The 22,613-nt window shown below is 46.2% G+C and carries 19 protein-coding genes; 9 read left to right on the top strand and 10 right to left on the bottom strand.

The window, feature by feature from the left end; translation table 11 throughout:
* Both J7J62_02985 and J7J62_02980 read right to left on the bottom strand, forming a co-directional pair.
* Positions 1-1,173, bottom strand: coding sequence for a pyridoxal phosphate-dependent aminotransferase (locus tag J7J62_02985; GenBank protein ID MCD6124119.1), 1,173 nt, complete (start codon positions 1,171-1,173; stop codon positions 1-3).
* Positions 1,174-1,191: 18 nt separating this feature from the next.
* On the bottom strand, positions 1,192-1,866 hold the full coding sequence (locus J7J62_02980; GenBank protein ID MCD6124118.1) for an ABC transporter ATP-binding protein: 675 nt from the start codon (positions 1,864-1,866) through the stop codon (positions 1,192-1,194).
* A gap of 180 nt (positions 1,867-2,046) precedes the next feature.
* On the opposite strand from J7J62_02980, the gene fetB reads away from it, so the two are divergent.
* Complete coding sequence (gene fetB / locus J7J62_02975) at positions 2,047-2,799, top strand: iron export ABC transporter permease subunit FetB (GenBank protein MCD6124117.1); 753 nt, start codon at positions 2,047-2,049, stop codon at positions 2,797-2,799.
* 1 nt (position 2,800) lies between these two features.
* Positions 2,801-4,945: a TonB-dependent receptor gene (locus J7J62_02970; GenBank protein MCD6124116.1), complete on the top strand. Its 2,145-nt coding sequence runs from the start codon at positions 2,801-2,803 to the stop codon at positions 4,943-4,945.
* A 168-nt stretch (positions 4,946-5,113) separates the two neighbouring features.
* Here the strand turns inward: J7J62_02970 and J7J62_02965 are convergent, their stop codons facing one another.
* From J7J62_02965 to J7J62_02950, 4 genes are all read right to left on the bottom strand, one after another.
* Positions 5,114-6,607, bottom strand: a complete 1,494-nt coding sequence (locus tag J7J62_02965) for a T9SS type A sorting domain-containing protein (GenBank protein MCD6124115.1) — start codon at positions 6,605-6,607, stop codon at positions 5,114-5,116.
* A 13-nt stretch (positions 6,608-6,620) separates the two neighbouring features.
* Positions 6,621-8,066 (bottom strand): T9SS type A sorting domain-containing protein, encoded by a 1,446-nt coding sequence (locus tag J7J62_02960; protein MCD6124114.1) that lies wholly within the window; start codon positions 8,064-8,066, stop codon positions 6,621-6,623.
* A gap of 69 nt (positions 8,067-8,135) precedes the next feature.
* Positions 8,136-9,413, bottom strand: a complete 1,278-nt coding sequence (locus tag J7J62_02955; GenBank protein ID MCD6124113.1) for a nodulation protein NfeD — start codon at positions 9,411-9,413, stop codon at positions 8,136-8,138.
* A gap of 35 nt (positions 9,414-9,448) precedes the next feature.
* Positions 9,449-10,111, bottom strand: coding sequence for a SagB/ThcOx family dehydrogenase (locus tag J7J62_02950; protein ID MCD6124112.1), 663 nt, complete (start codon positions 10,109-10,111; stop codon positions 9,449-9,451).
* 129 nt (positions 10,112-10,240) lie between these two features.
* Here J7J62_02950 and fabD point away from each other — a divergent pair, with 129 nt between their 5' ends.
* Together fabD and J7J62_02940 are read left to right on the top strand one after the other, a co-directional pair.
* Complete coding sequence (gene fabD / locus J7J62_02945) at positions 10,241-11,131, top strand: ACP S-malonyltransferase (GenBank protein MCD6124111.1); 891 nt, start codon at positions 10,241-10,243, stop codon at positions 11,129-11,131.
* A 1-nt stretch (position 11,132) separates the two neighbouring features.
* A complete protein-coding gene (locus tag J7J62_02940; protein ID MCD6124110.1) occupies positions 11,133-12,389 on the top strand; it encodes a 3-isopropylmalate dehydratase large subunit in 1,257 nt (418 codons plus the stop codon).
* Positions 12,390-12,436: 47 nt separating this feature from the next.
* Here the strand turns inward: J7J62_02940 and J7J62_02935 are convergent, their stop codons facing one another.
* From J7J62_02935 to J7J62_02920, 4 genes are read right to left on the bottom strand one after another with little or no spacing between them, the layout of a single operon-like run.
* Positions 12,437-12,667 (bottom strand): DUF3276 family protein, encoded by a 231-nt coding sequence (locus J7J62_02935; protein ID MCD6124109.1) that lies wholly within the window; start codon positions 12,665-12,667, stop codon positions 12,437-12,439.
* A gap of 19 nt (positions 12,668-12,686) precedes the next feature.
* The gene (locus J7J62_02930; protein ID MCD6124108.1) at positions 12,687-13,961 is read right to left on the bottom strand and encodes an MFS transporter; all 1,275 of its coding nucleotides are present in this window, start codon (positions 13,959-13,961) and stop codon (positions 12,687-12,689) included.
* On the bottom strand, positions 13,954-15,195 hold the full coding sequence (locus J7J62_02925; GenBank protein MCD6124107.1) for a glycosyltransferase family 4 protein: 1,242 nt from the start codon (positions 15,193-15,195) through the stop codon (positions 13,954-13,956). Before J7J62_02925 ends, J7J62_02930 begins: the two co-directional genes overlap by 8 nt.
* A complete protein-coding gene (locus tag J7J62_02920; GenBank protein MCD6124106.1) occupies positions 15,192-16,166 on the bottom strand; it encodes a radical SAM protein in 975 nt (324 codons plus the stop codon). The genes J7J62_02925 and J7J62_02920 overlap by 4 nt, the downstream gene beginning before the upstream one ends.
* Positions 16,167-16,305: 139 nt before the next feature.
* Between J7J62_02920 and J7J62_02915 the strand changes: the two genes are divergently transcribed.
* The 5 genes from J7J62_02915 to J7J62_02895 all read left to right on the top strand — a co-directional run bounded on the left by J7J62_02915 (position 16,306) and on the right by J7J62_02895 (position 22,608).
* Positions 16,306-16,920 carry a phosphatase PAP2 family protein gene (locus J7J62_02915; GenBank protein ID MCD6124105.1) on the top strand — a complete coding sequence of 205 codons (615 nt, stop codon included), beginning with the start codon at positions 16,306-16,308 and terminating at the stop codon, positions 16,918-16,920.
* On the top strand, positions 16,841-18,262 hold the full coding sequence (locus J7J62_02910) for an amidohydrolase family protein (protein MCD6124104.1): 1,422 nt from the start codon (positions 16,841-16,843) through the stop codon (positions 18,260-18,262). Before J7J62_02915 ends, J7J62_02910 begins: the two co-directional genes overlap by 80 nt.
* A 149-nt stretch (positions 18,263-18,411) precedes the next feature.
* Entirely contained in the window at positions 18,412-20,910 is a 2,499-nt protein-coding gene (locus J7J62_02905) for an NTP transferase domain-containing protein (GenBank protein MCD6124103.1), read from the top strand.
* Entirely contained in the window at positions 20,879-21,829 is a 951-nt protein-coding gene (locus J7J62_02900) for a DUF4249 family protein (GenBank protein ID MCD6124102.1), read from the top strand. Before J7J62_02905 ends, J7J62_02900 begins: the two co-directional genes overlap by 32 nt.
* On the top strand, positions 21,826-22,608 hold the full coding sequence (locus tag J7J62_02895) for a thiazole biosynthesis protein (GenBank protein MCD6124101.1): 783 nt from the start codon (positions 21,826-21,828) through the stop codon (positions 22,606-22,608). Before J7J62_02900 ends, J7J62_02895 begins: the two co-directional genes overlap by 4 nt.
* The last annotated feature ends 5 nt before the right edge of the window (positions 22,609-22,613 follow it).

The raw sequence follows: 22,613 nt of genomic DNA, 5'->3' as shown, positions 1-22,613 counted from the left end.
TTACACCTCTCTTTGCAGTGCTTTTTTAATTCTTCTCGCTGCTTCGGCTATTCTTTCCTCCGACTCGGCTATTGATATGCGCAGAAATCCAGGGGTGCCGAACGCTTCCCCGGGGACTGTGGCGACATTGGCATTCTCGAGCAAAAAGTCCGCCAGCGCCATGGAAGAGGGTATCTCGTCGCTAAGCAGGTCACGAACATCGCAGTAGATGTAAAATGCGCCGTTGGGCTTTAGCGGTTTAAAACCTTTTATGTCGGAAAGAAGTTCCAACGCTAAGTCGCGTCTGCGTTTTATCACAGGTTTAAGCTCCTCGGCGAATTCCCGACAATACTTTAAAGCAGCAATAGTCGCGTATTGAGAAACCGTGCACGGGTTAGAGGTCTGGTGCGCCTGTATTTTTGCTATAGCTGATATGACATCGGGTTTTCCGACCGCCCAACCAAGTCGCCAGCCAGTCATGGCGAAGCTTTTCGATACACCACTTACCACGATCGCGCGCTCAAGAAGGTCCTTGCCAAGTTGCAAAAGAGAACCGAACTCCCCCTCAAGAACGAGCGATTCGTATATCTCATCCGATAGTATAACCGTGCTCTCAGGAAGGGAATCTATTATTTTTTGCACTTCAGATTTACCGTAAACGACTCCCGTGGGATTAACGGGATTATTCAGGATGAAGATTTTCGTTTTTGATGTCACACTTGCCCCAAGCTTTTCGGGGTCGAGCCTGAACCCATCCTCTGGTCTCGTCTGAACGAATACGGGTTTTCCACCAGCTAATTTGACCATCTCGGGATAACTAACCCAATATGGAATCGGTATCAAGACCTCGTCGCCTGTGTCGAGAAGTGCCAGCAGTGCCGCGAATAGTGCATATTTCGCTCCCGGCGTTATGATGATGTTTTCTAAGCTTAGGGATGTCCCATATCGTCTGTTGATGTAGTTAGCGACCTCCTCGCGCAAGCTGGGAAGTCCATAAGATGAGGTATATTTTATTAAACCTTTTTCTATCGCGTCCTCGGCAGCTTTTCGTGCTTCCTCGGGCGGCATGAAATCGAGCTCACCAGCAGAAAGCGATATAACATCGCGCCCTTCAGCTCGCATCTGTGCTGCCTTCGCGGTGAGTGCTAAAGTCAAACTCGGGCTTATACTTTTGGCTATTTTGGAAAGCTCCATAGTTATTACACCTCGGTTTTAAATTTTCGTATCGTCCATTATTTTCCCATCTCTGAGGTGTATAATCCTGTGCGCGTGTTTTGCCACATCGGGGTCGTGTGTCACAATAACTATTGTTTTTCCTTCCTGATTTAGCTTATCGAATATTTTCATTATTTCCTCACCGGTTTTCGTGTCGAGGTTTCCTGTGGGCTCGTCCGCAAGGATTATGTCGGGATTGTTTACTAATGCTCTTGCTATTGCAACGCGTTGCCTTTCGCCGCCTGAAAGTTCGTTCGGACGATGGTGCATGCGGGTAACAAGGTTTACCGACTTAAGCGCTGAGTGGGCTATCTCAAGTCTTTTGCTACGAGGAACGCCTGCGTAAACCAATGGAAGCTCGACATTTTCAAGAGCTGTCTCCCGCGGAAGAAGGTTGAATGTCTGGAATACGAACCCCACACGGCGATTTCTTATGTAAGCCAGTTCAGCCTCTGAAAGCCCGGTAGTGTCCCTGCCGTCAAATATGTATTTGCCCTCGTCGGGCGTGTCCAGAAATCCGAGAATGTTCATTAGCGTTGATTTCCCCGAGCCAGAGGGACCCATTACTGCTAAGTATTCTCCGCGTTCTATAGTAAGGGTTACGCCATTTAGTGCGTTAATAACCTGGTCGCCCATCTTATACCGTTTCACCACATTTTCGAGACTCAACAATGCCATATTGTGCAAATTTTAGGTTTAAAACCTAACTTTAGCAAGTGAATTCTGTAACTTAAAAGTGCATCTTATTTCAAATTATCACATAAAAATTGAGTTATCTGACAACAATCAAAAACTTGCGAATAAAATTTGGCAGGACAATATTATCAAGAACATCAAAAACTGGAGGCAAGAGTGATAACCTTTACCGATGTTTTACTATCCGGAATATTTATTGTCGTCGCAATAATAATATCAAGCCTTGAGCGGTTACGCCTCGAACGGGATACCATAGAAGCCGCCGTGCGAGCATTCGTACAACTGATGTTAATAGGTTATGTACTGAAGTTCGTTTTCGCTGCTAACAAACCTATTTTCACGACATTAATGATTATTCTTATGGTTTTCGCCGGTTCTCTTGAGGCTACACGCCGCGCGAAAGGGATAAGAAAACCACTACCACCTATTTTCTTCTCGATGCTCGTGGCAACGATTTTCGTCATAATAATAACAGTAGGAATGGGCATAATATCGGCAAATCCCGTTTACCTAATACCAGTTTCTGGAATAGCCGTTGGCAACATAATGAACACCATGATAGTTTCCGCTATGAGATTCAAGCAGGGCATAAAAGAGAACCGCAATAAAGTTGAGGCGGCGCTGGCTCTTGGCATGTCCCCTAAAGCTGCCACAGCTAACCTTCGCAAACAGACATTAAGGCTTGCTCTTGCACCGAGGCTCGATAGGGTCAAAGTGTCAGGAATAATACACCTTCCTGGCGCCATGACAGGTATGATTCTTGCAGGTGCATCGCCGATAAAAGCGGTAAAATTCCAGATTATAATAATGTACATAATAATCTGCGCGCCGTTTGTGGCAGCATGGATTTTGGCGTCATTCATTTACAAAAAATTTTTCAACAAAGCCGAACAGCTGGTTATAAACTGAAATGAGAGCCATTTTTTTGACATTAGCGGTTATTTTATCGTTAGCATTTTCCCAGCAGGGCAAGGTTACTATAAGCGGAAAAGTAACGGACACCGACGGAAACCCCATCGTGGGCGTAAACATTTATATCCCCAAAAAGCCCATAGGAACCGCCACTAACATAGATGGTAAGTACTCCCTAACTATTCCCATGGGAACCAACAAACTTGTTATCTCAGCCGTGGGATACGAAACCAAGGATACCACCGTTACCGTGTTCAAAGATACGCACATAAACTTTGTCCTTAAGAAAGAGGCGATAAAAGCCTCACCAGTAATAGTTACTGCGTCGCGGACTAAACAGAAGCTTCTTGAGGCGCCGATATCCGTTTCGGTTGAATCGAGTGATGCCTTAAAGGTTCATTCGGTAAGCTCTCTTGAGGACGCTGTAAGATACCTTCCCGGGGTCTCGGTGACATCGCATCAGATTTCGGTAAGAAATGTTACCGGTTTTGCGTACGGCGTAGGCAGTAGAGTTATAGTAATGATAGATGGGGTTCCTGTGCTTTCGGGCGATACTGGAGAGATAAAATGGGATGCACTACCTATATCCGCAGTAAAGCAGGTCGAACTCGTGAAAGGCGCAGGGTCAACGATGTATGGTTCGGGCGCGGTGGCGGGCGTGTTAAACATCATAACTCAAACCCCGGAAAAGCAGGACCTGACCGTAACCGCCAAATTAGGCATTTACGACAAACCATACTGGAAACAGTGGATATGGACGGAGAAAGCTCTTAAATTTGGCACATTAAGCCTCACATACAGCCGAAAAAGCGGCAGTATAGGTTACCTTGCTTCCGCTTCGTACTCTGCCTCAGATGGTTACCGCGAAAACGACGATTTCAAGCGAGGGAAAATCTTCGCAAAAGTAGAATCAGAAATCCTTAAAAGTTCAAGATTTTCGATGTTCGTTGACCTTGCCTACGAGGACCGTGCCGGCTACTTCGAGTGGAAAAGCCAAAGCGAAGCACTCCGAACTCAACCAGGAAGAGAAAGCGACAGGGTTTGGTCTTCAAAAATTTACGCGTCAGCGTCGCTGAGCGGGCACACAAAACTACTTGCGGGAGTGTACAAGCTCACTCTCTCGAACAACTTCAATAACTGGGAAAGCCGTATTTACAATACCGTGACGGGCGAACACGAAACGGAAAGCTCGAGAAGCAACTCAACGAGTCTCGACTTTCAGCTGAACAAGTTTTTCGGGGAGCATTATCTCTCAAGCGGTGGAACGATAACCTATTCAGCCGTTGATGCCATAACATTTGGCAGACACTATGGCTTTGGCGGCGCGGTGTTTGTCGCTGACGAACTCAAACGATTCCATCCTCTGACGCTTCGTGGTGCTTTTAGATTCGATGCCTTCATGGTTGACTCGGCAACCTCCGGGACATTCGCTGGATTAAGTCCACAAATAGCAGCGACCTACAAAATAAGCGATAGAAGTTTCCTTAGAGCGAGTCTGTCATCTGGTTTCAGAATACCGACCATGGCTGAGCTATTCACGAGCACGAGTGCCGGCGGAATACTGAGGGTGATACCGAATCCATCGCTTAAACCAGAACGAGGTTACACCACGGAGATCGGTGCAAACTACATTACGAAAAATTTCTACGGTGACATTGCGCTTTTCTACAATCGCTTTTCGGACATGATTGAGCCGATTCCTATTGCGGGGACAATAGTCCAGTTCTGCAACCTGCGCAAAACCCGTGTATATGGACTTGAGGTGAACCTCAAAGTCAAAGTAAAGCGGCTCGAGGTGGTGGCTAACTATCTACTAAGCGATGCCCGGGATGTGGAACGCGACGAAAAACTACCCTATCGACCGAAAAACACGCTGAAATTGGGTTTTCAACTGATGCTCCTGAAAAACCTCATCCTGAGCGCTGATTGGCGATACAAATCAAAGTTCGAATACGGTTATTATAAAGCCGACCCAAAGGTGGAAACCAAAGTGCTCGACATTGAGGCGAGATACAAACTGCCCAGAGCAACCGTCTCTTTTAGGGTTAACAATGCGTTGAACTACAATTATGTTGAAATAGAGCGTAATCTGGCGCCGATAAGACATTTCATCCTAAGCCTCGAATTGAAACCGTTAAAGTAATTAATTATAATGTCTTAACTTGACTAGTTGACTGAAACCATTGTTAATGATAGATACTTAGGGAAATAATAAAACTTTCAAACCCCGAGGCTTTGGAGCGAATTCCCCAAGACATTGTGGATTTCCAGTTTCCGCCCGATGCAAGGATAAAGATATACGAATATTAAATTATTTCATATAAACAACCTTTCCTCTTGTATATGATTTTTTCCCCTCAGCAACGACGACATAAACCCCGCTCTTAACATCCTCACTTGGCTTCCAAAGAACGCTTTTACCAGAAATTTCGCCGAAATCGTGAACAAGTCGTCCGGAGAGGTCGAATATCTTAACACGCCAGCTATCATCATCAGGTAAAGTTATCCTGCATGCTTTGTTGAACGGGTTTGGATGTGCGGTTAATTCGCACTTTTGTGGGAATAAGCCAACATGCTCGGAAATGCCCGTTTCCCCCAGCGAGTCGGTTTTCATGATGAAGTAATAGTATGAATAATTTTCTCCACCGAAAATAAGTCCGTTATCTGGCGCGCGGAGGACTTTAAAAAATCTTACATAAGAGTAGCGCCTTACATTTAGGAAACGATACTTTTTACGCCATAGGACCCTACCCCAGTATCCAGCGGTGTCTATTTTGGCAATGGTTGCGGTGTCGCCTAGAGAACTTCCTACAGCAAGGAATGTCCCGTCCGAAAGAGGCATCATGTATTTTATATATATGCTATCCGTGAAGCTTTGCCTTTTAACCATATTCCCCAAAGAGTCGTATATAGAAACTTTGTAGTTTGTAGGATAATAGGGATTAACAATTATAAGGCCACCACTGGGTGTAGGGATTAGCTGGATTTTTCTAAGTCGGGAGTAGTAGGATATTCTTGGTATGTTAGTTTTCCAGATAGGTGCGCCGTCGCGACCATCGAGCTTGAGCACGACCACACTGTCGTAAAGCGACATAACTGTGCTCAGCCCTGTTACTGCTATAACAAAAATGGTATTATCGGGACTGTATGTTGCTTTTACGCCCCAGTCGGCGTCCGTATATGTATGCGACCAGATTGTTCTTCCGCTTAAATCGACTCGTTTTACGACAAGTTCAATACGCTCATATGGCCACTCTTGGATTCTGCCTGAGGCAATAATGTATCCATCGGGGGTTGGCTCTATGTAATTTTTGTATATAGAACTAATTTTTGTCTCCATTAGCGGCAGAACTTCCAATAATCTCAGGTTGTTATCCAATTTTATCACTCCTATTCCCCCGAAACCGTCCGTGCCCTGCTTTAGAAATGTGAAGACCTCGACGGTGGTGGAGCCTCTTGTCGCTATCCCCATGGGGCACATGCATTTGTAGAAGCTGTCCGGTCGATAGGTTCCTATGTATTTGTCGCCAACTATCCTGCCGTATCTATCGATTTTAACCACTTGTATGTATCCAGAATAGTATCTGGCGGAGCTGTGTCCTTCCTCGTCCTTTGAGAAAGCGACGAATACCTCTCCTCTCGGATTTACGGCAACACTGGGATATAAGGGATAATATAGACTCTGATAGAGTGCCCCGGGGAAGAAAGTTATCCAGAAACTTTCATCTGTGACAAAATTGTTTGCATACTGCGCCGCCGCTAAACATAAAAAACCAAGAACGACGGAAACGATAATTTTTCTCATTGCTCATCCCCCCTTACTTTACAAAAAATACTTTTCCGGCCAAATTTCTTTCTTCGTTGCCCGCAACAACGATGTATAACCCACTTTCCACCCTATCTTCGGGCTGCCAGACGAAACTTTTTCCCGATATCTCTCCGGACTCATAGACAAGACGACCTTTTGTGTTGTATATCTTAACGCTCCACTTCTCGTCGTAGGGATAGGTTATCCTGCATGCTTTGTTGAACGGGTTTGGGTAAACGGCTATTTTTGGACTGGCTGGGAGAGGAAAACGATTCTCGGCTATGCCGGTGTTTCCGAGAGTATCCGTTTTCATGACGAAATAGTAGTTTGAATATTCACCGACATAGGCGTCGCCGATGCCAGCGATAATGAGCGAGTCATCGAATGGAATGATTTTCTCAACAAAACCGCGGATGGGGAAGGTTTTCATATAAATGAATCTGAATTTTAATCTATAGTATTCTCCTTCTAACCTTACTTTTGCTATGGCTGCAAAGGTTGAGTCAGAGCCGTATTTGAATGCGCCTCCTGCCCAGAAAAGGTTTGAATCGATGGGAGTAAAACACCAGAATCTAAAATTTCCGTAGCCAGACTCGGGTTGAACTCGATATTCATCTCCTGATGACGGGTAATAGTAATAGACGGAGTGTCGTCCAGTGCTTCTACTGAAGTGGAACAAGCCACCATCCGGGGTTGGGTAAAGCGCGAAATAATTTTTGTTCACTTCGCGAATCCAACCTACGCGCAAAGCCGTTTTTGTCCATAATACAGTTCCCGAATCCAAATCAAGTTTGACGACTTTTGTGTTTATGTATTCATCGGGCCTATCATCTGCGACACATACAAACGCAAATTTTTTATCGGGACTTACAGCAATCCCCACGCCATAGTAATCTGGCAAGGTATCCGTCATGTCAAGGTGCCATATAGTATCTCCATCGAAATTAATCCTGCTGACTACTATGCCTCCGATTATATAACTGCTGTCAACCCGGCATATATCACCGCCTAAATAACTGATTCCATAATCGAATATGAGTTCGTCTGTGACTGTGAGCGACGAATCAAAGTAAAGCACACCAGTCTCCCATGTCGAGGAAGGAATAGTGCGTCTAGTAAAATAAAGCTCAAGATAACTCCGAAGCCCTCTTTCCAATCCCATAGGTTGTATGTATACAGTTGTATCAAGATCATAGTATCCGAAAAACAAATCATCCGTTATTCTCCCATGTTTATCCATCCTTATTAGTCTTGTGAAAGCTTTGCCTCTTGCGAAGGCTATTATAATGTCGTCACCGACTGTCGTTATTTTGTGAACACAGATTTTGTCTGAGAATCTGCCAGTGTGTGGGGGAAGGCGGACGCCATATATTACCTGGGGGAAGTAGTGAATCCAACCGGCGAATGAGAAGCCAAACGAAATAAGAATGAAAACAAATATCAATTTTCTCATCATAGAACCCCCTGAATTTTATTCCGCTTTTTAAATATACGAAAAAAAAAAAAATCGAGCCTCAATATTAATTTACTCTTCCACCTTCTCCACCTCAAGCACAAGCCCTTTTACTCCGATTACTTTTACTTTTTCGCCGCGCTTTATGTTCTGGTTGGAGCGGGCATTCCATATCTCGCCGTGGACGAATATTCTGCCAGTCTTTTTCGGTGAAATGCGTTCTATAACTTCCCCCATCTCTCCGACGAGTCCCTCCATCCCTGTTTTTGGCGGTTTGCGGTGAATTAGAACTGCCTTGGTCACTATAAACAGGAACAGGACTGAGAAAAAAGCCACCACGGGTATTATGGTCCACCAGTCTATTCTTAGGGCAGGCTCATTTGAGGCGGTAAGCATGAACGAACCGAAAAGTATCGACACGAGCCCACCGGTAAACAAAACCCCGAATCCCGGCATCTTTACCTCCAATATGAGCATTATTATTCCAGCGATTATCAATAGAACGCCCACATAATTCACAGGCAGTATCTGAAAGGCATACATCGCGCAAAGAATTGAGATTACCCCAACCACACCGGGCACGACCGCTCCGGGATGCTGCAATTCTATCGCAATCCCAAGAAGACCAAGCATAAGCAGCAGATAGGCGATATTGGGGTCGAGAATTTTGTGAAGAAACCTTTGCTGAGGCGGCATTTTTATCTCAACCATGTTCGCACGAGCGGTATGAAGTGTATCTGGTTCATCGTTAACCGTAACTACTTTGCCCTCAAGCATTTGAAGAAGTTCGTCTATGCTTTTTGCCATAGTGTCGATAACACCGAGTTTAAGCGCCTCGGAAGCCGTTATCGACTGGGATGACAGGACGAATTCCTGCGCCACGCTAACATTTCTTCCGCGAAGTTTTGCTATGGAGCGAATCCATGCAGCGGCGTCCTGGGTTACTTTCTCGCGCATTATCGCCGATGTGTCCGAGAACATTCCTATCCCGACAGGATGTGCTGCACCTATCCTCGTCCCTGGAGCCATCGCAGCAACATGGGATGCAACAACTATGAATGCCCCTGCTGATGCTGCCCGCGAACCCGACGGATAAACATAGACAATAATGGGGACCCTTGAGTTGAGTATTTTCTGAACGATGGACTTGGTTGCGGAAAGAAGCCCGCCCGGCGTATCCATAACGATAAGCACTGCTTCCGCGTTCTCAAGGTTGGCGCGGTCAATGCCGCGGGATATGTAAGTAGCCATAGGCGGGTCAACTGTCCCCTCAAAGTCAAGAACCAGAATTGTTCCCGCTGAAACCACCGACAACAAACCCATTAAAAGGATAAACCAGATTTTTCTCATCATGTTCTCCATCTATTTATTTTGTTTTTTTATGCTCAGCGCGGGTATCCCACCGGCATAACATAAAGCGGATGCTCATCTATCCCTAAAACTGTTTTCACATCGTTATCGTAAAAAGCACCAACCATTACCGTCCCCAAGCCCATGGCAACGCACTGAAGATGCAGATTCTCGCCTATATGCCCAGCCTCCATGGATATGTATCTGTATGCCCGCTCTCCGTAGTATCTCTTTGTTCTCTCAAAAACCGCAGCCAGAACTATTGTAGCCGGCGCATCCTCTATGAACATCTGTCTGAGGCATGCTATAGCAAGCAATCTTCTTAAATCGCCGCTTCTTACCAGAGTTATCGAGTGCGTCTCGGGTTCGTAATGATACACGCCATCCTCAAGCCCTTCGACATCGCCCACGACCACATATGTTTCGAAAGGATATGTTGCACCGGCGGAAGGGGCTGCTCTTAATTTGTTTATGGGGTCGGTGATTCCCTGGCAGGCCCACAAAAGTTGTGATATCTGCTTTATGGTTAGGGGTCTTTTCTTGAAACGCCTTATGCTACGCCGCCGCGCTATAGCTTCCTCCACCGATACTGTGCCTTTAAGATTGGGTTTTGGTAGCTTCATTCTCACGGACCCCGTGCAGGTTAAAACAACAACGATAAGGATAAACGCCAATTTTAACAAGTTTTTGCACTTCATTAATATAAATTTATCGCAAAAGTGTTATTAATCAAGTTATCCTTTCGCAAATTCAATTTTTATTGATATTTTGGTTCCGATGCGCAATAAATATAGAGGAATTTTATCCGATAAAGAAAGGAGCATCGAATGAGCACAGCATTCGTTTTTCCGGGGCAGGGTTCACAATATCCCGGGATGGGCAAGGATTTATACGACAAGTTTGACATCGTTCGCGAGATTTACAAAAGAGCAGATAGCCTTTCGGGACTTAAAATAAGCGAGCTATCTTTCGAAGCTGATAAACAGACGCTTTCCCAGACGCAATACACTCAGCCCTGCATTTTCGTTCATTCGTATGCGGTTCTTAATGTCGTTGACGAAAGCTACGACTCTGTTGCTGGGCACTCGCTCGGAGAATACTCGGCGCTTGTGGCTGCTGGCGTATTGACCTTTGAGGATGGTTTGCACGCCGTCGTAGAGCGCGGAAGGCTTATGTCGCAGGCAAAGAAAGGTGGAATGCTGGCTCCGCTTGGGGTTGCACTCGAGGATGTCAAAGAGGTGGTTAGCTCGCTAAAGAGTGAGGGGATAATCGAAGTAGCAAACTACAACGCGCCCGGGCAGTTCATTATAAGCGGTGAAATCGAAATCCTTGACAAAGCCGAGAAAATGCTTTCCGAACGAGGTGCGAAAAAAGTGGTTAGACTCGCTGTATCGGGTGCTTTCCATTCGCCACTTATGGAGGAAGCTCAAAAAGAAATGGAGAAAGTGCTTTCCAAAATAGACTTTTCTCCGCCGAAGGTCAGATTTTACGCTAATGTCACCGGTGATAGAGTTGAAAATCCCGAAGAAATAAGGAAAAACCTCGTCCTTCAGCTTACTCATCCCGTTCGCTGGATTGACATAGTAGAAAGCATGGTTCGTGACGGAGACAACAGGTTCGTTGAAATAGGACCGGGTAAAGTTTTGCGTGGGCTAATAAAACGGATAGCAAAAGATGTAGAAACAGTCGGCTACGAAGAAATACTAAGAAAGGAGTAGTATGGGACAGACAATAGCTCAAAAAATTCTGGCCAAAAAAAGCGGCAGGGGAAGCGTTGAAGTGGGCGAAATAGTGGAAGTTCGACCGGACCATGTGCTTTCCCACGACAATACCGCCGCTATATCGAAAAAATTCGCTCAACTTCCTATAGAGCGTGTTCTCGATCCTGAACAACCAGTTATAATTCTCGATCATACGGTGCCACCATCAACCGCTGCCTACGCAAACAACCACAAACTAATAAGAGAATTCGCCCAGAAAAACGGGATAAAACACTTTTACGATGTGGGACGAGGGATATGCCATCAAGTGCTCGTTGAGGAGGGGTTCGCCTATCCCGGAGCATTGATTCTTGGCGCCGACTCTCACACTACCACCTATGGAGCTTTGGGCGCTGCCAGCGCAGGAATCGGACGAAGCGAGGTCGCCGCGATATGGGCAACGGGTAAAATGTGGCTTCGAGTACCGGAAAGCATGCTTATAAAAATTTATGGCGACTTTCCTTTTGGCACGACATCGAAAGACCTCATCTTAAAAATCATAGGCGACATCGGCGCTGATGGTGCTCTTTATCGTTCCGTAGAGTTCGCAGGTGAGGGCATCAGGAATATGTCCGTAGCAAGCAGAATGGTGCTCGCTAATATGTCCGTAGAAATGGGCGCGAAGTTCGGTATAGTTCATCCTGACGACAAAGTCGACGAGTTTCTCAGCGATAAAACGCAAATTAAGTACGAACACATTCTTCCCGACCCGGACGCGCAGTATGTTGAAGTTTTAAACTACAATCTCGATGAATTAGAACCGATGGTCGCAATGCCTCACACTGTCGATAATGTTGCTCCCGTTGCCGATGTGGTTGGCACGAAAGTTAATCAGGTGTTTTTCGGTTCGTGCACCAACGGGAGAGTCGAGGATTTTCACATGGCAGCCTCGATAATTGCGGGCAGGCGTGTCGCTAACGGTGTTAGAATGCTCGCATTCCCGGCGAGCAGCAAAGTCCTTTCGGAAATTATAGCTGATGGAACGGCAAAAAAGCTTATCGATGCCGGCGTTATTTTGATGAATCCCGGTTGCGGACCTTGTCTCGGCGCGCACGAGGGCGTCCTCGCTGATGGTGAGATATGTATATCAACCGCCAATCGCAACTTTAAAGGCAGGATGGGCAATCCGAACGCCTTCATATATCTTGCAAGCCCGTACACGGCCGCCGCAGCTGCAGTAGCAGGTGAAATAGTGGACCCAAGAGAGTTGCTGTAATTAATTAGGACATGAATATAACGTCAATATCGCTCTGAAAATAACCATTATTGTTTTTTTGCGAAGTCAACCGCATTCATGAGTCCCTGAATGAATAGATCGATGTATTCTTCGAAAATAAATATTCTTTCCCGTCTAAACTCGCCGTCGTCGATTTTCCGTGACTCCGTAATTGTCAAGTATTTTACACCATCTCCAGTCTCTTTAACATCAAAGAAATAGGTTCTGCTTCCAGCTATAATTCTTTTTGAATAGAGTCTACCAAAATCATCCTTCAATATTTCCTCCTTTCTTAAATTAGGATTTAATTAACATTTCAATATCTTTATTCTTCAAGATTATTAACATTCCCACGGTGACCAACACCGCCATCATTGCTACTGCAGCTTGATATGCTATTCTCTGTCCTAACGGAGCGAAAAGCAAAGTGGTTGCTCCCCAAACTATTGGTCCCACGACTGCTGCTGCTTTGCCAGTCATCGAATATAAGCCGAAAAATCTTCCGACAGCATCCTTTGGAGCGAGTCGAAGCAAGTATGGTCTCGATGTGGTCCAGACGCCGCCAAGCATGACACCTAACCAAGCTCCTACTGCCCAGAAAACCACCCGATGTGGGAAAAAAGCAATAGCTAAAAGACCAATCACCCAGCCTATAAGGTCATAGATAAGCGCGCGATGTGCTCCTATGCTGTCAGTAATGCGGCCCCACAAAAATGAACCAATTATAGCTGCCGTAGTGGCGATAATGAAAAAAGCTATTTTGGAAGCATCGTCCATACCCATAGCTTTCTCCGCGAAAACGCCCATAAAAATTATCGTAGTCTCAACGGCCTCCTGATAGAAAAGCCTTGCCAGAAGAAATCTTCGGATACCGGGGTATTTTTTCGAATCAGAAAGTGTTTCAAAAATTGCTTTAAGACCTTGGACCTGCGATTTTTCCGCAGGATACTTTCTCTTTCGCTCGTCGAGCCAGAAATAAATCAGCGTTGGCAACGCAAAAGCAAAGAAAAGTAGAGCAGTAGGAATAAAAGTAGCAATTCTTCCTCCGGCTGGAATGGGAACTCTGAGCCCGAACAGGCTTCCGGTGTTGAACGGCATAACAATAGCCATCCCAGCTATGGAACCCACATATCCGAGTGCAGTTCCGAGACCGCTTACGACACCCCAGCGCTCAGGTTTCGCAACCCGGGGAAGCAGTGAATTATAAAAAGTTAGCGATAGTTGATAGGAAACATTCGCCACTACGAACGATACTAAAACGAATCCCAAAGTTCCCATTGAGGCACCGAGGCGAATAGCTATCGTTCCCAAGGCTGTCCCAAGCGCAAAAGACCAGAAAAATCCCATTCTTTTTCCTACCCTGTCCGAAAGCAAACCGAAAATAGGCGCCAAAAACACTACCAAAAGCTGTGAGATAGAATTTGCCACACTAACATACATATCAGGAGCACCGAAGTCGCTTACGACAAGAAGCGGGAAATAAAGAGACACCACATTCATAGAAAAAATGGTGTCGGCAAAGTCATATGTAGCCCATATAAACTCACGAAATTTTCGCTTTTGCTCAGCCATTCCCACCTGCCGCCATCCTGTAAAGCTCAAGAATTTTTACGAGATGAACCTCCGGGGAATGATTCTCTTCAACTCGTCTGCGGGCATTATTACCCATAGTAATCAGCTTCCTCTCATCGTTCCACAATTTTGCTACCGCATCTGCTATGCCCTCTGCTCTGCCGGGTTCAAAAAGGATGCCTACATCGTCGGTAACCAACTCGGGAATTCCGCCAATGTTGCTTGCAAGAATGGGTTTTGCGCTCGCCATGCCTTCGAGAACCATAAGAGGTGCATTTTCGAAACAGACTGAGGGTAAAATTACCATCCGTGAACGATATATGAGTTCTCTAAGTTTTTCGCCAACAAGCCTTCCTACAAACCTTACGGGGGCAGCCAAAGTCTCCGCCAGCTTTTCGAGCTCAGCACGCATGGGACCATCACCAGCGATAACAAGTTCATACTTCCCAAGCATCGCGAATGCCTTTATCATGTGCTCAAGACCCTTTTCAGCGGAAAGCCTTCCGAAATAAAGAGCATAATTTCCTGGCTCGGGGTGAGGCGTGAAGAACTTTGTGTCAACTGGATTGGGTACTACTACGAATCGGGTAGTATCAAAGCCCATTTCCGCGTGCTTTCTAACAAGAAAATTGCTTGGCGCAATAAAAAATTTCGGTATTAAGGCGGGTTTTTTGGTTGCAATGTATAATGCTTCAAGTGATGCCATGAGGCTTGCGCCAAAGGAACCCTTTTTGCATCGTTTGACAGGCGGAAGCACCAACCGTTTAATAAAATTCCTGCAAAGGTCGCAAGGTTCGCCCAGCTTATCGTTGTAAAGATTAGTATTGGGACAAACCAGTATGTGGTCGTGAAGAGACCAGACTATGGGGATTCTGCGTTTTTTTATAGGCTCGATAATCGAAAGCGAAATGTGATGCAGGAAGTTGTTAAGGTGAACGATGTCCACTTGGACATCTGCGAGTAAGGCGTCGATTTTTTCTGCTGCTTCGGAAAAGTGGAATATCCGCGAAAGAACTTTAAAAAAACTTTTGGGCGAGCGTTTTCTAAGCTCTTCTTTGAAGTCGATAAAGCTTACGAAATATTTCGAATAGGGAGTCGGCAAATCGTGAGGGGTCTTCATTGCGAACGGTATCGGATTGTGTCCAGCCCCTGAAAGCAACTTTGCAAGCATTAAGCCATATTGCGGTGCACCCCCTTGAGGATAGTATAAAGTGTTTACGATTAATACATTCATTTGGATGCATTGTAGCGAACGCCAAAAATCGAGCCAAGTTTTCTGGCAGCGACCCACATGCCAACCCTAATAAGGTTTCTTTTTATCATCGGTGCAACGCTACCTATCATCCAGCAGTTTTTCTGGCATTGCGCCACCATTTTGCGGATTTTTTCCGCATGCTCACCGTGCCAAAGCTCATCCCAGCTTTTATCCTTAATGTTGCCAAAGCTCACATTCATTGCATTGCACGGATGAACCTCGCCGTAAGGGTCTATAAAGAAAAGAACCGTTCCAGCCATACATGGCAGTAACCTTTTTCCGCCACGAACATAATTTATGAGTCCATGATTGAAATATGCCCTGAACCAATTTTTTGGACGGGATGTGGCGAGAAGCTCGTTAACCAGCTGTTCAAGCGCTTTTATCATCTCGTTTTGGCGCGAAATTTTGTTATCCTCCTTGTGGAAATAGTATGAATTATGGACAGCAGCGGTGGCGAACTCCATTCCCATAGCCTCGGAAAGGTGAAAGAGCGGCAGCAAGTCCTCTATGTTATCATCTGAAAGCGTAATGCCGAAACCTATGTCCTTGTGCCCCATCGCGTGAAGTTCTACGAGTGTTTTAAGACCGCGCTCAAAACCGCCGTCCATGCCGCGAAGATAATCGTTAACCTTGCTGAAACCCTCAAGGCTTACTCTTATGCCGACATCGGGGTATTTTTTCGCGATGTCCAGAATTTTATCGGTGAAGAAACCGTTGGTGCTTATCACTATTCGCCCGGCTTTTTTTCTGAGGACCTCAATAAAATCGCCAACATCGTCGCGGACAAAAGGTTCCCCACCCGTTATATTAACAAATCTCAGCCCATCAGGGATTTTCTCTAAATCCTTAGGCGTTATCTCCTCAGATGGTTTTGACGGGTGCTGCCAGATGTGGCACATTTTGCATCTTGCGTTGCATCTGTAGGTTATAGCGATAAGCCCGTCCATAAAAAGCTCGCTTTATTGACTTTCTCCAATTCCTATTAAGCTATAATATTCATCACTTAAAAGCTAACAAATAAAATTTGCGCGCAGGTGTTTTGGCAATCATTTTAGGATTGTATTCCAAAAATAGGGATTATTTTCGATGCTTGATGCGATAGCAAAAATCGACCTTATAGCATTCAACTTTATAAATCACCATCTTGCGTGTCGAATCCTTGACTTCACCATGATTCTTATGAGCGACAGGAAACTTTGGATACCGATAATTTTTAGTGGCATGATTTTTCTCGTCGTTTTCGGCGGTAAGCGGGGGATTCTTGCAGCAGTAGCAATAATAATTGCCGTCTCCATATCCGATTTAACAGCTGCTAAGTTTTTAAAGCCACTCATAGGGCGTCTAAGACCATGCCTAAGCCTCGATGTCAGGCTTGTTCTGGGCTGCGGCGGAAGGTTTTCGTTCCCATCAAACCACGCTGCGAACAGCGCAGCGATAGCAATGGCGCTTTTTACATTCTACAAAAAATCACTAAGATTCACAGTGCCACTCGCTATTGCCGTGGGGTTCTCGCGAATTTACCTTGGTGTCCACTACCCAAGCGATGTGCTTGGAGGGTTCGCGATAGGCGCAGCGATAGGATACGCAACATCGTGGGTAATAAAACAAATTTTCGCCAAAAATGCTGACCATAATAGGAAAAATACGGTTCCCCGAGCGGACTTTCGGACGGATAATTATAAAGGGGAACAAGGTTGTTGAGCTCGACGACAGCCATGAACTGCCCGAAAACTCAGATGTGCTCGAACTCGGAGAGAAGGTTTTAATACCAGCCCTTACGGACTCCCATGTTCACTTTTTTCAGACGGGGCTTTACCTTGGCGCGCTGAATCTTGGCGATGTGAGAACCAAAGCGGAACTCGTCCAAAAACTTCGCAACACAGACCCTACAAGCAACCTTATCGGAAAGATATTATGGGGCTACGATTACGACCCTATCGACTCAATGCCCACTGCAGATGAGCTAACGGACATTTTTGGCGATATACCGGTCGTTATTCGCCGTGCGGATGGTCATTCGTGTTCGCTATCGCGTGCTGCGATGAAATTACTCCCCGAACGGCTCCGAAATGAAAACGGTATTTACTTGGGTAAATCCAACGAACTTGTAATAGAACATCTTTTCACATTGCTTGACGAGGAAACCCTAAAAGACGCAGCCAAAAGGGTTTCCGACTTCGCCGTTAAGGCGGGAGCGCTCTTTGTTCATGCGCTGGTTCCCAACATTCGCTGGGCAAGAGTTCTTATGACCATCAAGGACTCACTCCCCATTAAGCTGACCATATTCGTTGAGACGACAGATGTAGCCAGTGTGGCCGAACTTGGATTGAAGCAAATAGGTGGCTGTATTCTTCTTGATGGTTCTTTTGGCTCGAGAACTGCTGCGTTAAGTAAACCTTACACGGACGCTCCTGAAAACAGGGGTATACTTTATTTTACCGATGACAGGCTTTACCAATTTTTTATGGATGCACGGGCGAAGAGTCTTCGCGTGGCGATGCACGCCATAGGAGATGCAGCAATAGAGCAGTATCTGCGAGTAGCGGAAAAAGTGTCCGGCGGTGCTCCATTGCATGGGTGGCGCATAGAGCACGCAGAGCTTGCCCACGGTGAATTGCTTGAAAGGATAGCACGGCTTTCTCTAACCCTTTCCGTTCAGCCGACTTTTGAGATACGCTGGGGTGGCCCCAACGGAATGTATGCAAAGCGACTTGGTGATAGATGGCGACAAACCAATCAGTTCAGGCGCGCGAGGGAGTTGGGGATAAATTTAATCGGTGGCTCTGATTCCTACATAACGCCTATTGACCCTGTTGGCGGCATTGTCGCGGCATTAGCGCATCCCAACGATGAGCAAAGGCTTGAATTTAGTGAGGCTATGGAGATGTTCTCGGATGCACCAGCACGCTGGGAGGGCAGGAAGCCGCCGCTCAGGGAAGGCTCGGAAGCGTTGGGCATAATACTTGACTCCGACTTCGGCGAAAAGAGAAAACCAAAGGTGGTGGGAGTGGTGAGAGGAGAGAGGGTTGAGTGGGTTTATTAGTAGAAATTCTTTATGAAGCTAATAAATATTCTGCAACTATTTAATAAAAATATTAAACTTAATCCACTAAATACCCCTTGCAACGCTGTTAACCCACAGTATCTTATCCTTTAAAGAGGCGTTAAAATGTAACAAAAGGAGGCTTAACCTTGCAGGTCGTAATAATGGCAGGCGGTTTCGGAACGAGGCTTCACCCGTTAACGCTTAGACGGCCCAAGCCTATGGTACCTGTTGCTGGCAAGCCAATGATGGAGCACATACTTAACTTGCTTTCGCAAAATGGTTTCGACGATGCCATAGCACTCCTTTACTATCAAGGCGAAAAAATAAGCAGTTACTTCGGCGATGGTTCACCGTGGGGAATGAAGATATCGTATCGTATGGCTGAGGCTGACCTCGGGACCGCAGGAAGCGTGGGCAATGCGGGAGACCTTATTAGAGGACGGTTTATAGTCATATCAGGAGATGTCCTGACCGACTTCGATCTTAAAGCAGCCATCGACTTCCATGAAAAAAAGAAAGCTTTAGCGACTATAGTTTTGACGAGGCATCCAACCCCTTTGCAGTTCGGAATAGTTATAATCGACGACGACGGCAGAATAGTCCGTTTTCTCGAAAAACCGGCATGGGGACAGGTATTCTCGGACACGATAAACACTGGAATATACATTTTCGAACCGGAAATTCTGGAATGGATACCTAAAGGGGAATTCTTCGACTTCTCGATGAATCTGTTTCCTCGACTATTGGAGGCTGGTGAAAGGCTTTATGGGTATGTCGCTGGCGGCTACTGGCGCGATGTGGGTAATCTTCGCGAATACAGGCGGGCTAATGAGGATGCGTTATGGGAACGGGTGAAGCTTAGATTTCCTGGTGAGCGCATTAAACATGGCGACGGTGAAGTATGGATATCTGATGGTGCGAGTATAGAGGATGGTGCAAAAATTGAGGGCAGGGTTCTGCTCGGAAAGAATGCAAGGATAAAAAAAGGTGCTTTCTTATATAATTCAGTTATAGGTGAGGATTCCGAAATAGGCGCGGGTGCTTATGTGGAAGGAGCTGTTATATGGGATGGGGTCAAAGTAGGGGATGGTGCACATATAAGTAATGCTGTGCTGGCTTCAGGAGTTAAGGTGGGCGAGGGTGCTACGATACACGAGCATGTTGTCATAGCGGACGAGTGCAGAATAGGCAATGGTGCGACCATAGTAGCTGGCGTCAAACTGTGGCCTCAGAAAATTGTTGATGATCGCGCATTCCTTACTGAATCGCTAATATTCCGTGACCGCGTTGGTGGAGAACTGTTTGCTCGTTCCAGAATAAGCGGCACTATAAATTGGGAAATATCGCCCGAATTCGCAGCCAAAGTAGGTGCTGCTCTCGGTGCTACAGTAGGGAAAGAGGGTGGAACGATAGTTATTTCGCGTGACCCCGACAGAGCAAGCCAGATAACCGCCAGAGCTCTGTTCTGTGGAGCTATGTCAGCGGGGATGAATGTCGAGGATCTCGGCCTCGTTCCTATTCCGCTAACGAGACAGTATCTTTCAGCGAATCCTAAGACTGCGGGGGTTCACATCAGAAAATCCCCGTATAATCCTAAGAAGCAGGACCTGATATTTCTCGCAGGCGATGGAACGGATCTGCCAGTAAAGGTTTGCCGGAAAATAGAACAGCTTCTTATGCGCGAGGGGATACCAAAAGCCGAATACGAAAATCTTGGGAAACTATCGCGACCAACTGGGCAAATTGAATTCTACAGGGAAAAGCTTCTCTCCTATGTGGATGTTTTGGCGATAAAGGGCGGCGGTTTCAAAATTGTGGTTGATTACGAATTCGGTGCGGCAGCGCAGGTTATGCCTGCCATAAACGAGCAGATAGGCGCAGAGGTCCTTACGCTTAACGCCTATGTAGACCCTAACAGGCTCACCAAAACCCGCGAGGAGAGAGAAAAGACTCTTAAAACACTTTCTGCCGTGGTGACAAGTCTCGGTGCAGACGCAGGCTTCGCTATCGACCCCACTGGTGAAAGACTTACGATAGTGGACGAAAGGGGTAAAATATACAAAGACAACGAATTACTCTATCTTGTGACGAAACTTTATCTTTCACAATACAAGCCGGAAACTATAGCAGTCCCTATTTCGGCGACGATGGGGGTAAACTTTGTTGCGCGCGAACACGGCATAAAGGTGGTTAGAATCCGCGAGGACCATCTCGCCATGATGGAAGCAGCGCGGAGCGGAATAGAATTCGTGGGCGGGACGAGAGGAGGATTCATATTCTCCTATTTTGGTTTCGCCTGTGATGCCATGTTTTCCATGGTGAAAATCCTCGAATTAATGGCAAAGGCTGGACAGCCGCTGTCGTTATTGGCGGTTGATATGCCCAAGTTTTTCTGGATTCAGCGCGAGGTAGATTGTCCGTGGCATGCTAAGGGTAAAGTCATGCGCTCGCTTATCGAGTATACTAAGAATTTCCCGCGGGACATCGTGGATGGCGTCAGAGTAATACGCTCAGATGCGTGGGTTTTAATCCTTCCAGATGTGGAAAGGCCGGTTTTCCATCTGCTTGCCGAAGGGAAGACGAAAGAAGTCGCTGAGAGGATAATCAGAGAGTATGAGGACCTCGTCAAAAAATGGCAAAAGTAAATCGTTATTGCTTATCATCTTTTCTGTGTCGCTGGTTTTGATTTTCACTTTCGTCGCCTGTGAACTGCCAGAAACACAGACACATCTCGACAAACCCAAACCCGCAGTATGGGCTATCTTTTCTCCAGAAAAACCCATTTGCATTATGCTTTCGAAGCTTACATCAATAGATGACACAATTCAAACGAGTTACATCCATGGCGCATCGTTAACACTTTCGTGGGGGGAAAGCTCCATAGCATTGATAGAAACTACCATCTCTTTTGGGACATATCCCTACATTGACACTGTAAACATTTACACTGCTCCCGACACTGCTTTCAGAGTTTCAGAAGGAGTTCATTACAGGCTTTACGGACACACCGTTGTAGGCGATTTCAGCGACACTTTCACGGTTCCCACAGCGCCAAGAATCGAGTTCTTAAGTCCAGATACTGCGGTATTCGATAACACAAGGGACTGGGCTTTTGTAGTCCGCATAGCAAATGCGAATGATGATTTTGAATATCGCGGTTATGTCGGCGTTATATCTTGCACAGGTTATGGTTTACCCGATTCTCTTTCGGAGCGTTGCCCCAGCCTTCGATGGGTCGCGTCAGATGCCTCATCTGGTGTTGCGATACCGTGGTGCAAATTCTACTGTGAAGGCGAACATATATTAATCATTAAGGCTATCGAACGCCATCTCGTCCAATTTCTCGATTATTATAACATGAGCGATTACTCAGGAATGGAACCATACCTTTTCAATCCGCCGGGCAACGAAAGCTACATAGGCGTGATAGGCGCATACGCCGCTACAAGTGAGACAGTATGGGTCGAATTCGGAAGCCGTGCATTTTTCTCAACTATCTCCGTTGACACTTCGATGCGTTACGAGTATATTGGCTCGGAAGACTTTGAAGCGAGGGAGAAATGATAAACGATGTCAAGGTAGCAAGAGCTATTATCGAGAGCTTCACAAGAAAGCTTCTCGACCACCTCGAGGTGGATGTGGCTATCGCGGGCGCAGGTCCGGCTGGACTTATGGCTGCGTATGAGCTCGCAGGTGACGGCTACAAAGTCGCTGTCTTCGAGAAAAGGATAGCTATAGGTGGCGGAATGTGGGCTGGTGGAATAATGTTCAACGAGATAGTAGTTCAAAGCGAAGCAAGAAAAATACTCGATGAGCTTGGAGTGCCGTACAAGCAGTTTGACGATTACCACTTCACCGCTGACGCAGTCCTTACCATGGTCACGATAGCGGAGAAAGCTATGAATGCTGGTGCAAAAATTTTCAATGGAATGGCAGTTGAGGACCTTGTATGGAACGGCGAGCGAGTTCAGGGATTCGTGATAAACTGGGGCACCATAGAACCATTAGGACTTCCCGTTGACCCGATAGCTATTTACGCCAAGTATTGTATTGATGCTACTGGTCACAATGCGGAGGTGACTGCCAAGCTGGCTATGAAAAACAAGGTAAAGCTCAACACGCCAACGGGTGGCATGATGGGTGAGCAGTCGATGTTCGCTTTAAAGGGAGAGATGGATGTGGTCGAAAATACAAAAGAGGTCTACCCCGGTCTTATAGTTGCTGGAATGGCGTCCAATGCGGTGTTCGGTGGACACAGGATGGGACCCATTTTCGGTGGAATGTTGCTTTCTGGCAAGCGCGCCGCGGAGATAATTAAAGCCAAGATTGAGGGTTCAAAATAAAGAGA

It is taken from the genome of bacterium (assembly GCA_021159335.1).
Taxonomy (GTDB): domain Bacteria; phylum UBP14; class UBA6098; order B30-G16; family B30-G16; genus JAGGRZ01.
Note: the sequence above shows the minus strand (reverse complement) of the source record. Positions and strands in the feature narration are given on the sequence as shown.

What these genes read in the sequence shown, in the direction of transcription:
- J7J62_02910 (MCD6124104.1), top strand. Translation starts at nt 16,841, where the DNA reads ATGCTGACCATAATAGGAAAAATACGGTTCCCCGAGCGGACTTTCGGA.
- J7J62_02940 (MCD6124110.1), top strand. Translation starts at nt 11,133, where the DNA reads ATGGGACAGACAATAGCTCAAAAAATTCTGGCCAAAAAAAGCGGCAGG.
- J7J62_02930 (MCD6124108.1), bottom strand. Translation starts at nt 13,961, where the DNA reads ATGGCTGAGCAAAAGCGAAAATTTCGTGAGTTTATATGGGCTACATAT.
- J7J62_02970 (MCD6124116.1), top strand. Translation starts at nt 2,801, where the DNA reads ATGAGAGCCATTTTTTTGACATTAGCGGTTATTTTATCGTTAGCATTT.
- J7J62_02950 (MCD6124112.1), bottom strand. Translation starts at nt 10,111, where the DNA reads ATGAAGTGCAAAAACTTGTTAAAATTGGCGTTTATCCTTATCGTTGTT.
- fabD (MCD6124111.1), top strand. Translation starts at nt 10,241, where the DNA reads ATGAGCACAGCATTCGTTTTTCCGGGGCAGGGTTCACAATATCCCGGG.
- J7J62_02960 (MCD6124114.1), bottom strand. Translation starts at nt 8,066, where the DNA reads ATGATGAGAAAATTGATATTTGTTTTCATTCTTATTTCGTTTGGCTTC.
- J7J62_02900 (MCD6124102.1), top strand. Translation starts at nt 20,879, where the DNA reads ATGAGGACCTCGTCAAAAAATGGCAAAAGTAAATCGTTATTGCTTATC.
- J7J62_02895 (MCD6124101.1), top strand. Translation starts at nt 21,826, where the DNA reads ATGATAAACGATGTCAAGGTAGCAAGAGCTATTATCGAGAGCTTCACA.
- J7J62_02925 (MCD6124107.1), bottom strand. Translation starts at nt 15,195, where the DNA reads ATGAATGTATTAATCGTAAACACTTTATACTATCCTCAAGGGGGTGCA.
- J7J62_02955 (MCD6124113.1), bottom strand. Translation starts at nt 9,413, where the DNA reads ATGAGAAAAATCTGGTTTATCCTTTTAATGGGTTTGTTGTCGGTGGTT.
- J7J62_02915 (MCD6124105.1), top strand. Translation starts at nt 16,306, where the DNA reads ATGCTTGATGCGATAGCAAAAATCGACCTTATAGCATTCAACTTTATA.
- J7J62_02965 (MCD6124115.1), bottom strand. Translation starts at nt 6,607, where the DNA reads ATGAGAAAAATTATCGTTTCCGTCGTTCTTGGTTTTTTATGTTTAGCG.
- J7J62_02920 (MCD6124106.1), bottom strand. Translation starts at nt 16,166, where the DNA reads ATGGACGGGCTTATCGCTATAACCTACAGATGCAACGCAAGATGCAAA.
- J7J62_02985 (MCD6124119.1), bottom strand. Translation starts at nt 1,173, where the DNA reads ATGGAGCTTTCCAAAATAGCCAAAAGTATAAGCCCGAGTTTGACTTTA.